This is a genomic window from Saccharopolyspora flava (assembly GCF_900116135.1).
GTDB classification, from domain to species: domain Bacteria; phylum Actinomycetota; class Actinomycetes; order Mycobacteriales; family Pseudonocardiaceae; genus Saccharopolyspora; species Saccharopolyspora flava.
The window spans coordinates 144,208-157,166 of record NZ_FOZX01000008.1; the positions used below are offsets into that span (position 1 = coordinate 144,208).

10 protein-coding genes are annotated in these 12,959 nt (G+C 73.4%); 7 read left to right on the forward strand and 3 right to left on the reverse strand.

Annotated features, from left to right (window positions below):
- Positions 1-45: 45 nt before the first annotated feature.
- The 7 genes from cysD (at position 46) to BM424_RS21520 (ending at position 11,714) form a co-directional block, all read left to right on the forward strand.
- Entirely contained in the window at positions 46-972 is a 927-nt protein-coding gene (gene cysD, locus BM424_RS21490) for a sulfate adenylyltransferase subunit CysD (RefSeq protein WP_093421014.1), read from the forward strand.
- Positions 973-1,024: 52 nt separating this feature from the next.
- Positions 1,025-2,368, forward strand: coding sequence for a sulfate adenylyltransferase subunit 1 (locus BM424_RS21495; protein ID WP_245776026.1), 1,344 nt, complete (start codon positions 1,025-1,027; stop codon positions 2,366-2,368).
- Positions 2,365-3,120 carry a sirohydrochlorin chelatase gene (locus BM424_RS21500; RefSeq protein ID WP_093421017.1) on the forward strand — a complete coding sequence of 252 codons (756 nt, stop codon included), beginning with the start codon at positions 2,365-2,367 and terminating at the stop codon, positions 3,118-3,120. Before BM424_RS21495 ends, BM424_RS21500 begins: the two co-directional genes overlap by 4 nt.
- Positions 3,121-3,254: 134 nt before the next feature.
- Positions 3,255-3,479, forward strand: coding sequence for a hypothetical protein (locus tag BM424_RS21505; protein WP_093421019.1), 225 nt, complete (start codon positions 3,255-3,257; stop codon positions 3,477-3,479).
- Between the two features lie 310 nt (positions 3,480-3,789).
- A complete protein-coding gene (locus BM424_RS21510) occupies positions 3,790-8,394 on the forward strand; it encodes a type VII secretion system-associated protein (protein WP_245776027.1) in 4,605 nt (1,534 codons plus the stop codon).
- A 6-nt stretch (positions 8,395-8,400) separates the two neighbouring features.
- Positions 8,401-10,737: an ADP-ribosylglycohydrolase family protein gene (locus BM424_RS21515; RefSeq protein WP_093421025.1), complete on the forward strand. Its 2,337-nt coding sequence runs from the start codon at positions 8,401-8,403 to the stop codon at positions 10,735-10,737.
- A gap of 200 nt (positions 10,738-10,937) precedes the next feature.
- On the forward strand, positions 10,938-11,714 hold the full coding sequence (locus tag BM424_RS21520; protein WP_093421028.1) for an enoyl-CoA hydratase family protein: 777 nt from the start codon (positions 10,938-10,940) through the stop codon (positions 11,712-11,714).
- Between the two features lie 68 nt (positions 11,715-11,782).
- Here the strand turns inward: BM424_RS21520 and BM424_RS21525 are convergent, their stop codons facing one another.
- Genes BM424_RS21525 through BM424_RS21535 form a run of 3 tightly spaced genes read right to left on the reverse strand, consistent with a single transcriptional unit; the run spans position 11,783 to position 12,848 of the window.
- A complete protein-coding gene (locus BM424_RS21525) occupies positions 11,783-12,145 on the reverse strand; it encodes a barstar family protein (protein WP_425442043.1) in 363 nt (120 codons plus the stop codon).
- A gap of 50 nt (positions 12,146-12,195) precedes the next feature.
- Complete coding sequence (locus tag BM424_RS21530; RefSeq protein WP_093421033.1) at positions 12,196-12,612, reverse strand: guanyl-specific ribonuclease; 417 nt, start codon at positions 12,610-12,612, stop codon at positions 12,196-12,198.
- Positions 12,609-12,848, reverse strand: a complete 240-nt coding sequence (locus BM424_RS21535; RefSeq protein WP_093421035.1) for a hypothetical protein — start codon at positions 12,846-12,848, stop codon at positions 12,609-12,611. The genes BM424_RS21530 and BM424_RS21535 overlap by 4 nt, the downstream gene beginning before the upstream one ends.
- Between the last annotated feature and the right edge of the window lie 111 nt (positions 12,849-12,959).

The window sequence follows — 12,959 nt, forward strand, 5'->3', positions numbered from 1 at the left end:
CTTTGCGACCCCGGGTGCGGGTGTCCGGGAGACGACGGAGGGGAAATGACCACAGCAGACACCGAGGTGTCCGCGCCGCCGCAGGTGGACAACCTGGCCGCGCTGGAGTCCGAGGCGATCCACATCTTCCGCGAGGTGGCCGGTGAGTTCGACCGGCCGGTGATCCTGTTCTCCGGGGGCAAGGACTCCACGGTGCTGGTGCACCTGGCGATCAAGGCGTTCTGGCCCGCCCCGGTGCCGTTCTCGCTGCTGCACGTCGACACCGGGCACAACTTCCCGGAGGTGCTGGACTTCCGGGACGACCTCGTCGAGAAGCACCAGCTGCGCCTGGTCGTGGCCAAGGTGCAGGACTACCTCGACGACGGCCGGCTCGCCGAGCGCGCCGACGGCACCCGCAACCCGCTGCAGACCCAGCCGCTGCTGGACGCCATCAGCGACAACAAGTTCGACGCGGTCTTCGGCGGTGGCCGCCGGGACGAGGAGCGCGCCCGCGCCAAGGAGCGCATCTTCAGCCTGCGCAACGCCTTCGGCCAGTGGGACCCGCGCCGGCAGCGCCCCGAGCTGTGGAACCTCTACAACGGCAGGCACCGCCCGGGTGAGCACGTGCGCGTGTTCCCACTGTCGAACTGGACCGAGCTCGACATCTGGCGCTACATCCAGCGGGAGAAGATCGAGCTGCCGGAGATCTACTACGCGCACAAGCGCGAGGTCTACCAGCGCGACGGCATGTGGCTGACCTCCGGCCCGTGGGGCGGTCCCCGCGAGGGCGAGGTGCCGGAGTCCAAGACGGTGCGCTACCGCACGGTCGGCGACGGCTCCTGCACCGGTGCGGTCGAGTCCGAGGCCTACACGGTCGACGACGTCATCGCCGAGGTCGCCGCCAGCCGCCTCACCGAGCGCGGCGCCACCCGCGCGGACGACCGGATCTCAGAAGCGGCGATGGAAGACCGCAAGCGCGAAGGCTACTTCTGATCCGTCCCGCACCGTTTTCCCCTCCACGCCACCAGGAATGGGTTCGCAGACAATGACCGAGACCACGACCCGCACCGCTCCGGACAGCGGCACCGAGGTGACGCTGCCGGTGCACACCGACCTGCTGCGCCTGGCCACCGCGGGCTCCGTCGACGACGGCAAGTCCACGCTGGTGGGTCGGCTGCTGCACGACACCAAGTCGGTGCTGGCCGACCAGCTGGACGCGGTGCACCGCGCCAGCGCGGACCGCGGCCTGGCCACGCCGGACCTGTCGCTGCTGGTCGACGGCCTGCGCGCGGAGCGCGAGCAGGGCATCACCATCGACGTCGCCTACCGCTACTTCGCCACGCCGAAGCGCACCTTCGTGCTCGCCGACACCCCCGGCCACGTGCAGTACACCCGCAACACCGTGACCGGCGCCTCCACCGCGCAGCTGGCGGTGCTGCTGGTCGACGCGCGCAACGGCGTCGTCGAGCAGACCCGGCGGCACGCGGCGGTGCTGGCGCTGCTGGGCGTGCCGCAGCTGGTGCTCGCGGTCAACAAGATCGACATGGTGGACTTCGACGAGGCGACCTTCACCCGCATCGCCGAGGAGTTCGCCGCGCACGCCAAGGCGCTGGGCTACGCCGACGACGCCGTGGTGACCATCCCGGTGTCGGCGCTGCTGGGCGACAACGTGGTGGAGCGCTCGGAGAACACGCCGTGGTACTCCGGCCCGTCGCTGCTGGAGCACCTGGAGAGCGTGCCGGTCGCGCCGGACCCGCACGACGCGCCGTTCCGGATGCCGGTGCAGTACGTGATCCGCCCGCGCACCGCCGAGCACCCCGACTACCGCGGCTACGCCGGTCAGGTCGCCGCCGGTGTGGTGCGGGCCGGTGACGACGTCGTCGTGCTGCCCGCCGGGGTGCGCACCAAGGTGTCCAAGGTGGACACCGCCGACGGCGAGCGCGCGGAAGCCGCGGCCGGTCACTCGGTGACGCTGCTGCTGGACGACGACGTCGACATCTCGCGCGGTGACCTCATCGCCGCGGCCGACACCGCGCCGGCGCTGACCGACGAGCTCGACGCCACGGTCTGCTGGCTGGCCGAGAAGGCCCTGAACCCGGGCCAGAAGGTGCTGGTCAAGCACGGTGCGCGCACGGTGCAGGCGATGGTGACCGAGCTGTCGGCGCGCTTCGACGAGCAGCAGCTGACCAGCGTGGCCGCGCCGGATTCGCTGCAGCTCAACGAGATCGGCCGGGTGCAGCTGCGCACCGCGGAGCAGCTGCCGGTCGACGACTACTCCGCCAGCCGCCGCAACGGGTCGTTCCTGGTGATCGACCCCGCCGACGGCACCACGCTGGCCGCCGGTCTGATCGGCGTTCCGCTGGCTCCGTTCGCCGAAGCGTCGCGATGACCTCCGCGCCGCTGGTCGCCGTCGCGCACGGCAGCCGGGACCCTCGCTCCGCCGAGACGGTCCACCGGCTGCTGGGCGTGGTGCGCGCGCTGCGGCCGGAGCTGGACGTGCGCGCGGCGTTCCTGGACCTCTCCCAGCCGCTGCTGGGCGACGTCCTCGACGCCGTGCGCGCCGACGGGCACCGGGAGGCCGTGGTCGTGCCGCTGCTGCTCGGCCACGCCTTCCACGCGCGCGTCGACGTGCCCGCGGCCGTGGCCGAGGCGCAGCAGCGCCACCCGGACCTGCGGGTGCGCATCGGTGACGTGCTCGGCCCGGACCCGCGCCTGGACGCCGCCGCGTGGCGGCGCCTGCTGGCCACCGGCGCCGATCCGGACGACCCGGAGCTGGGCGTGCTCCTGGCGGGAGCGGGTTCCTCGCACGCCCCGGCCAACCGGCTCGTGGCCGACGTGGCCGCCCGCTGGCAGTCCCGCACCTCGTGGGCGGGCACGGTGGCGACGTTCGCGGCCGCCGCCGCACCGGACGTTCCGGCGGCGATCGAGCTGCTGCGCGCCAGGGGTGCGCGCCGGTTCGCCGTCGGTTCCTGGTTCCTGGCGCCGGGACTGCTGCCGGACCGCATCGTCGAGCTCGCCTCGGCGCACGCCGGCGCGCCGCTGCTCGCCGCGCCGATGGCCGACGACGCGGGTGTCGCCGATCTGGTGCTGCACCGCTACGACCTGGCCTCGGTCGAGGCTCCCGTACCCGCTCTGACCTGAGCGGGAGCACGATTCGTCTCGCGCGCAACGCATTGGCGAGAAGTCGCCAAGTGGGTTCGCGCTCACAACGCGATCGGCATGATGTGATCTGTGCCGTTGATGCCAGGGTTGCGCGCGCAGGGGGTCAGTGCCCGATGAGCTCGATCCCGCACCTGATCGCGCGGGTCCGCCCTGAGTTCGCGCGCAGCGAGCAGGACAAGTCCTGCCACTTCTTCCCCGTGCCCAGCGGCGGCCCGCTTCCCGAAACCTTGCGCGCCTACTGCGGTTTCAGCATCGCGCCCGGCCAGGCCGAGGCGCTGGAAGGGCCCGCGGGCATGCCGTGCCTGGGCTGCCTGATGGCCGCCGCGCTGTCCGATTGAGCGCTCCGGTCCCGCCAGGTGAACCCTTCCCGCCCCAGCCGCCGTGTGATCCACCGGACCCCGCGCCGCTGAGTTTTCACGCAGAGTTGTTCTCTCAAAGACTACGATTCATCCCATGAGGTCATGAGAGAGTGCAGGACGGCGTCTGGACGGGGTACCGGCAGCTCACCGTGCATCGTTCACCCGTCAGGCCCGCGCGTTCGAGTGACCGTCGCTGTGGGGGCGATCAATGCAAGGCTGGACAGGGAGTCAGGGACAACAGGGCGAGATGAACACGCAGCAGCCGAGTCGACCGGTCATCACACCGGCTATGCGGGAACAGGCCAAGAAGCAGCCCAACACCTGGCTGTACGTGGTCGACCCGATCTTCACCGACCCGAACGCGGAGGTGCCGCCGTGGGGGTTCATCGGCGGCTACCGCGTCGACGAGCAGGGTGAGATCACCGACGACTTCTCCCCCAACCCGAACTACCGCCCGTCCCCGGTCGCGCTGCGCCTTCCCGCGCCGACCAACGACGTCGAGCGCGCACTGCAGCTGACCACCACCGGGTACGCCCAGGGCCAGGCGCTGCTGGCCGCGATGCTCGACTCCGAACTGATCCTGTTCGCCCAGCCGCAGGGCAGCGGGCTGTTCACGATGGAGCACGAGTCGGGGCGCCGCCAGCTCCAGGTGTTCACCTCCGACGGCTTCCTGCCGCCGAACTGGACGACCTGGCAGCGCATGACCGGCAGGCAGCTGGCCGCGAACCCGCTCGCCGGGGTCGACCTGCAGATCAACCCGACGAGCCCGGTCAAGGCCCGGATGCCCGGCGAGGACCTGGTCCGGATCGCCGCCTCGGTGCCGCCGAAACCCGCCGGCGTGCCGATGTCCCCACCCGCCGGCACCCCGGTCGCGCCGGGCGCGCCGGTGCCCCCGGGGCCTCCGGTCTCCCCGCCCGCCGGCACGCCGATGTCGCCACCCGCCGGGGCCGCCGTGCCCCCGGCGCCGCCGACCCCGGCCCCGGCCGTGCCGGTCGGCCCCGCCACCCCCGCCGTTCCCACCACGCCTGCCGGCTCCGCCGCTCCCGCCGACCCGGCCGAGACCGAGTTCGGCCGCCGGTTCCTGGGATCGATGCTGGCCGGGGCGATCGGCGACGCGCTGGGCGCGCCGGTCGAGTTCTACCCGATCGACCAGATCCGCAGCCGCTTCGGCGACGACGGGGTCACCGAGTACGACCGCAACGCCGAGCACCCCGGCGAGTTCACCGACGACACCCAGCTGACCCTGTTCACGCTGGAAGGCCTGATCCGCGCGCACAGCCTGGCCCGCAGCGGCGACTCCGCCGGTCCGCTGCCCGCGGTGCAGCTGGCCTACCAGCGGTGGCTGCACACCCAGGGCTACGCGTGGATGCGCTCGGCCGGCCCGTTCGCCGCCAAGCACCCCAAGGCCAACGGCTGGCTGGTCGAGCAGTCCGACCTGTTCGCGGTCCGCTCCCCCAACAGCAGCTCCATCAGCGCGCTCCGCGAGTTCGCCTCGGTCGGGGCGCCCGGCACGTTCGAGCGGCCCATCAACGACTCCGACGACTGCGGCGGCGTGGTCCGCGCCGCCCCGGTCGCGCTGTGGTCGGACGACGCGCGCTCGGTCTTCGAGCTCGCCGCCGCCACCGCCGCGCTGACCCACTCCCAGCCCAACGCCTACCTGCCCGCCGGTGTGCTGGCGGTGCTGGTGCACCGGCTGCTGCGGGAGGAATCCCTGGAGTCCGCGCTGGCGCAGGCGCGCGAGCTGCTCACGTCCTACCGCAGCCACGAGGACACCGAGCGCGCGCTGCAGGCCGCCGTCGACCTCGCCGCGAAGGGCAAGCCCACGCCGGAGCAGGTCAAGGACGTCCTCGGCAGCGGCTGGTCCGGGCACGAGGCGCTGGCCATCGCGGTGTGCGCGGCGCTGAGCACCGACACCATCGCCGACGCGCTGATGATCGCGATCAACCACTCCGGCGACAGCGACTCGACCGCCGCGATCTGCGGCAACATCGTCGGCGCCCGGCACGGCGCCGCCGCGCTGCCCGGCGTGTGGCTGCGCGACCTGCGGCAGCGCGAGGTCGTGGAATCCCTGGCCAAGGACGGTCTGCTGGAGTTCCGCGGCACCCCGCCCACCGGCGACGCGTGGGCCAAGCGCTACCCGGCCGCCGGAGACGTCTCCGACCTGGACTTCGCCGCCTCCCTGCCGCGCGCGGAGGCACCCGCCCCCGACGCTGCCGACACGTCCGGCGACGAGACCCCGAGCCAGACCCCGGAGGCCGAGACCGCCGAGGCGGCCCCGCAGGAGTCGCCCGAGCCGGTCGTGGCCGCGCCGGAGGTCGCCTCCGTGGTGTCGCCGCCGGAATCGGCCGCGCCCGCCCCGCCGACCTCGCCGGAGGACCTGCGCACCCAGCGCATCCTGGGGATGTTGCTGGGCACCGCCGCCGGCGACGCGCTCGGCTTCCCGATCGAGGCCGACTCGCTGGCCGAGATCCGCGCCAAGTACGGCGATTCCGGGCTCATCGACTACGTCGACGGCCACCGGCCCGCCGGGTCGATCAGCGACGAGACGCAGCTGACCGCCTTCACCACCGAGGGCCTCATCCGCGCCTCCACCGCCCGCAGGCTGCACGGCTCGGCCGATCCGGCCGTGCACGTGCAGCAGGCCTACCAGCGCTGGCTGCACACCCAGGGCATCGAGTGGGCCGAGGCCGGCGGCAGCGGCGAGCAGCCCGACGGCTGGCTGATCGACCAGCGCGAGCTGTTCGACCGCCGGGTCCGCGGCATGACGACCATGCAGGCTCTGCGCGGATTCGCCGGCGGTCACGAGCAGGGCTCGCTGGACAAGCCGCCGAACGACGCCGCCGACTGGGGCGCGGTGACCCGCTCGGCCCCGGCCGCGCTGTGGTCCGACGACCCGGGCGAGGCCTTCCGCACCGGCGTGCGGACCGCGCTGCTCACCCACGGCCACGCCAGCGCCTACCTGCCCGCGGGCGCGCTCGCGCTGCTGGTGCACCAGCTGCTGGCCAACCGCTCGCTGCCGCAGGCGGTGGATCGCGCGCTCATCGCGCTGTCCGAGTGGGACGGTCACGAGGAGACGATCACCGCGCTGCGCAAGGCCGTCGAGCTCGCCGCCACCGGCACGCCGACGCCGGAGCAGATCGAGGCGGCCTTCGGCACTGCGCACTCGGGAGCCCAGGTGCTGGCGATCGCGGTGTGCGCGGCGCTGACCCACCCGGAGTCGTTCCCGGACGCGCTGGTGCTGGCCGCCAACCACTCCGGCGCCAGCGACTCCACCGCGGCCATCTGCGGCGGCATCATGGGCGCCGCCCACACCGCGACCGCGATCCCGCCGCACTGGCAGGAGAAGCTGGAGCTGCGGGAGACCCTGGAGTTCCTGGCCGCCGACGCCGATCTGGAGTTCGGCCCGAAGCCGTCGTCCGGGAAGCTGTGGGCGGCGCGCTACCCGGTTCCCGAGGAGCGGCCGGAGGACGCGGCCGAGGAGACCCCGGAACCGGTGGTCGCCGAGGAGGTCCCGGCCGAGGCACCCGCCGTCGAGGAAGCGGCGGTCGCCGAAGCACCCGCTGCGGAAGCGCCCGCTGCGGAAGCGCCCCAGGAGCCCGCCGCCGAGAAGGACTCCGACGACGACGGGCTCTCCGACGAGGAACTGCGGTTGCTGCTGGCGTGGCGGAAGTTTCGCGACAACGACGAGGGCGGCGCCAACTCCGAGCTCAGCCAGGGCCTGCACAAGCTGCTGGCGGAGGCCTTCGGCGAGGAGCGCGCCGCGCAGCTCGTCGGCGAGGCCGCCGCCGAGGAGGAGACCCCCGACGACGAGACCGAGCTCGCCGAGGAGGAGCAGGTCCGGCCCAGCCGCCACGAGCGGATCACCGGATGCGTGCTGGGCACCGCCGTCGGCGACGCGCTCGGCGCGCCGTGGATGTTCAGCGACCTGCTCACCACGCTGCGCGAGAACCCCGACGGCGTGCGGGAGTACGCGGAGCTGTTCGGCCGCCGCGGCACCGGCACGGTCTACGCGCAGCAGACCGCGTTCGTGCTGTCCGGGCTGACCGGCGAGAACCCGGACAAGCCGTCGCTGGTGCGGGCTTCGCTGCGGGACTGGGTGCGCACCCAGGGCGGCCGGCCCACCCCGGACGGCCGCGGCAAGCTCGCCGAGTCCGACGTGCTGTGCGCGCAGCGGTTCCCGGACGAGGCGACGCTGACCGCGATGGCCCGCTGGGGCGACCGCGCCGAGAACCCCACTCCCGGAAACCCGCCCAACGACGCCCGCAACGCCGCCGCCGCGGCGCGCGGCGCGGTCGTCGGCTTCCAGTCCGCCGACCCGGCCGAGGCCGTCGAGCTCGGCGCCCGCATCGGCGTGCTCACCCACGGCCACCCGGACGGCTACCTGCCCGCGGCGGCGCTGGCGGGCTTGGTCAGCGGGCTCGACGGCGGCCGGACGCTGATCGACTCCGCGCAGGCCGTGCTCGCCGAGCTGGACCGGATGGAGGGCGCCGAGAACACCGCTCGCGGTCTGCGGGCGGCGGTGGAGATCGCCACCAGCGGCCCGGTGTCGCCGACGGTGCTGGAGTCGCTGGGACTGGGCTGGCACGCGCCGGAGGCGCTGGCCATCGCGGTGGCGGCGGCGCTGTCGCACCCGAACTCGGTGTCCGACGCGGTGTCGCTGGCGGCCACCCACGCGGGCAACAGCGCGGCGACCGCGGCGATCTGCGGCGCCCTGATGGGCACCGCGCGCGGAGCAGGCGAGCTCCCGCCGGAGTGGCTCGAACAGCTGGAGCTGAGAGAGCTCCTGGAGCGGTTGCTGGCCGAGGCGGACACGTCCGAGGTCGAGGCCCCGGAACCCGTCGAGCGGCCGGAACCCGTCGAGACGCCCGAACCCGCGGCGCAGCACGCCGGGTAATCCTCAGTGGACTTACGCGGGCTGGACTCGGACGAACGCGCGCTGCTGGCCGCCTGCCGGCGCGACCCGGTGGAGCGCCGGTTGCTGGCGGTCTGGCGCCGTTGGGACGGCCACCCCGCGTCCCGCCCGCTGTGGGCAGCCGAGCTCCAGCACCGCCTCTCGCCGGAGGCGGGGTCAGCGGACACCGGTCTCGCCGGCCGCGACGGCGGTCTGCCCGGTGCCTCGGCCCGCGTGCTCGGCCTGCTGCTGGGCGGTGCGGTCGGCGAGTTCGCCGCGCTCGGCCGCGTGGGTCAGCGCACCGGCGCGCTGCTGTTCGCGCTGGAAGGGCTGATCCGCGCGCACACCCAGCTGCGCTCCACCGGTTCCGGCGAGCCGACCGCGGCCGTCCAGTCGGCGCTGCGCCGCTGGCTGCACACGCGCGGAGTGCCGTGGCGGGACTGCGGCGGCGACGCGCCCCGGCCCAGCGGTTCGCTGGTGACCGAGCCCGGCCTGCGCGATCGGGCCAGCGACGAGCCGACGCTGCTGACCTCGGTGGCGAAGGTCGTCGCCGGGCACCCGCAGGGCAGCAGGCAGCACCCGATCAACCACGCCGATTCGGCCACGGCCGTGCCCCTGGGGGCGCTGGCCGCGCTGTGGTCGGGCGATCCGGGCGCGGTGTTCGCGCTCGGCGGCGATCTGGCCGCGCTCACCCACGGGCATCCGCACGGGCACAACCCGGCGAGCGTGCTCGGCGCCGCGACGCTGTGGCTGCTGCGCGGACACGACCTGGAAACCTCGCTGCGGCAAGGCATCTCGGGATGGCAGTCGGGTCGCACGGCGCTCGGCGAGGCGCTGCGGCTGGGCCTGCTCAGCCCTGCGGGCGTCCGGCCGGGCGCGGCGCACCTGGGTCGCTCCCGCAGCGGGCTGGGCGTGCTGGCGGTGGCCGCGCGGGTGTCGCTGGCCTGCGAGGACGACTTCGGCGCGGCGGTGGCCGCGGCCGCCGAGCACGACGGGGACCCGGCGAGCGCGGCAATGCTGTGCGGGCAGCTGCTCGGCGCGCTGCACGGCCCCACCGCGATCCCGGCCGAGCTGCGCGAGCGGCTGCCGATCGTCGAGGCGATCGAACGGATCGGGCGGGACGCGATCACCGAGTTCGGGCCGGAGCCCGACGAATCCGCCGACTGGGAGGGCCGCTACCCCGCCGACGACTCCGCAGGCGCCGCCACCGCTCCGTCCACATCGGACTACCGGACGGGGCTGAGCGGGGTGCCGAGGCTGGCAGCCTCGCGGGACCGGTTCCTGGGCGCGGTGCTCGGCTGCGCGATCGGCGAGGCGATGGGGATGCCGATCGCCTCCGCCCCGTGGGACGAGATCCGCGCGCGGCACGGCGCCGACGGGCTCACCGACTACGTCCCCGCCGGGCACCCGTCGGGCCGGGTCGGCAGCGACACCCAGCTGCTGCTGTTCTCGATCGAGGGCGTGCTGCGCGCCAACGTCGCGCGCCGCGACGGCCTCACCGACGACCCGATCCGGCACTTGCAGCACGCGTACCAGCGCTGGCTGCACACCCAGCACCTGAGCTGGCCGCGCGCCGCGGGCGAGTTCCTGCGCGCCGCACCGGAACCCGACGGCTGGCTGGTGCAGCAGCGGGCGCTGTTCCAGACCCGCAACCCGGGGCGGACCATGATGCGCACGCTGATCGCCTTCGCCAAGGGGCAGCAGCCGATGGGCACGCCGGAGCAGCCGGTCAGCGACTCGTCGGGCAGCAGCGCGATCCTGCGCGCGGTCCCGGCGGCGCTGTGGTCGGACGACCCGTCGGAGGTGTTCGCGCTGGGCATGCGCAGCGCCGCCCTCACCCACGGGCATCCGACGGCGCTGCTGAGCGCGGGCACGCTGGGGTTCCTGGTGTCGCGGCTGCTGGTCGGCGAGGCGCTCGCCGACGCGGTCACCGGCGTTCTCGCCGAGCTGGCCCCGCACACCGGGCACGAGGAGGTCACCCGCCGCCTCACCGCCGCCCGCGACCTCGCGACCGGCGGCCGGCTCACCCCGGAGGAGCTGGAGCGCGAGCTCGGCACGGCGGGCACGGCCGCCGAGGCCCTCGCGATCGGCCTGCACGCGACCCTGGTCGCCGACGGCGACTTCGACCGCGCCCTCCCGATCGCGGCCAACCACTCCGGCAACAGCGCCGCCACCACCGCCATCGCGGGCACCCTCACCGCCGCCACCGCGGGCGCGGCGGCGATCCCCCAGCGCTGGACCGCCGAACTCGAACTCCACGACGTCATAGCCCAACTCGCCCAAGACGCGGTCCAGGAATTCGGCCCCCGCCCACCCACCTGGACCACCCGCTACCCACCCACCTGACCCCACACCCCCGAGGTCTCCCCGGGGCTCCGAAGGTGCTCGGCAGTGGGACAGTTTTAGCCATAATTGTCCGGACAAAAAGGACATTGATCATGGGTGATTATGGCTAAAACTGTCCCACTGCCCCTCCCCGCAAACCGCACCCCAGGTCGCAGAACGGGTGTGGCGCCGAAGGTGTTGGGCTGGTTAACGTCTCCGGCATGGATGAGCTCGTGCACTTCGAGGTGGCCGACGGGGTCGGAACGATCACCCTGGACTCGCCGCACAACCGCAACGCCCTGTCAGCCCAGCTCCGCCGCGAGCTCAAGGCGCACCTGGACGCCGCGATGGACGACGACGCGGTGCGCGTGATCGTCCTGGCCCACACCGGCAAGGTGTTCTGCGCGGGCATGGACCTCAAGGAGTCCCGCTCGGCGGACTCCGACCAGCAGGGCGTCAACGAGTTCCCCGCGCTGCTGGAGCAGATCTGGACCAGCCCGACGCCGGTCGTGGCCAAGCTGGCGGGCCCGGCCCGCGCCGGCGGGGTGGGCCTGGTCGCCGCCTGCGACATCGCGGTGGCCGCCGAGACCGCCACGTTCGCCTTCACCGAGGTCCGCATCGGCGTGGTCCCGGCGGTGATCTCGGTGACCGTCCTGCCCCGCCTCGACGCGCGCCAGGCGCACGAGCTGTTCCTCACCGGCGAGACCTTCGACGGCGCGCGCGCCGCGCAGATCGGCCTGCTCAACTCCGCAGTCCCGGCCGAGCGGCTGGACGAGGAGGTCAAGCGCTACACCGACATGCTCGCCCTCGGCGGCCCGAACGCGCTGGCCGCCACCAAGGCCATGCTCACCGCCCAGCGCCCGGCGTCGATGTCCGAGGACTTCGCGGAGATGCTAGAGCTCTCGGCGAAGCACTTCGCGGGCGAGGAGGGCCAGGAGGGCATCACCGCCTTCGCCGAGAAGCGCAAGCCCAGCTGGGTCCCCGACGCCCTGAAGTGACCCCGAGAACGACCGATGGCCGGTGGAATCTCCACCGGCCATCGGTATTCACCATTATCAGCGGCTGATCAAGATCGGGTCAGGACCGCGGTGAAGCGGCGTCCGCACATGGGGCGCTCGGCCGCGTCGCGCAGCACCGAGTTGATGCCGTTGAAGGCCTTCGGGTCGTGATCGGCCAGGTCCTGGAAGCCCGACCAGATCAGCACGTGCTCGCCCTCGGGCAGCCAGGACAGGTCGGTCAGGCAGTCGAACAGCGAGTCCAGGTTGCGACCCGCCCACTCCGGGAAGTCCAGGACGGCGGCGATCCCGTCGAGCGTGGTGCGCTTGCTGGTCAGGTCGACGCCGTCGAGGACGTGGGCGGTCGCGCCCCGCTCCTCCGCGGCGGCGACGGCCTCGCGCGTCGTGACGTCGGCGGTCGGCTGGTCACTCACCGGCTGCTCCTTCCGCAACCTGCTGGCCCGTTTCGTCCCGAACATGACACTCAACCCGTCGTATCCACAACCACGAACGACTCGTAATGATCACCGGTGTAGTACACCTCTTCTTGGCTGCCGGTGACCAGCCTGCGCGCCCCGCGGTCCTTCGATCCGGGGGTCGGCACGGTGTACTCCTTGTAGTACCCGGACTTCTGCTTGGGCAGCTCACCCTCGCGGTTGCCGAACGTCGAGCCGTCCTTGCCCGGGTACGGGAACGGTCCGCCCTTGACGATGAGCTGGTAGGTCTTGCCCGCCTCCGGCGGGAGCTTCGACAGCTGCTGGACCTGCAGCCCCGACTGGCTGGCACCCGGCACCTCGGTGCTGGTCGGCGAGTCGGCGACGACGTCCTTGCCGAACCACCCCAGCACGACCAGGGCGACCAGCCCGACCAACGCCGACGTAATGCGCTTCCGCGAGCTCACGCAGCTCTTCCCCTCCGCCCGGTCATCTCCCCGTCGCCGCGTTCGATCGGCGGTTCGGCGTCACGCGCACGGGTGAAACGGGCACTGATGCCGTCCACCGCGCGGTCGACGACTCGCGCCACCCCCCAGCACAACGGCACCAGGACTGCAAGGACCAGGGCGACCTGCAGCGGGTAGACGAGCTGCACCAACCACAGCTCGACACCGTCGTACCACTCGACCAGCGACTCCAACACAACGCGCAGCGTACGCGCGAGGCCACACCGCTGCGCGCACCCCCGGCGGGTGACCGCGGCACCCGCCGCACAGGGCTCGGCCGGGCGACGACGTCACCCGGCCGAGCCCTG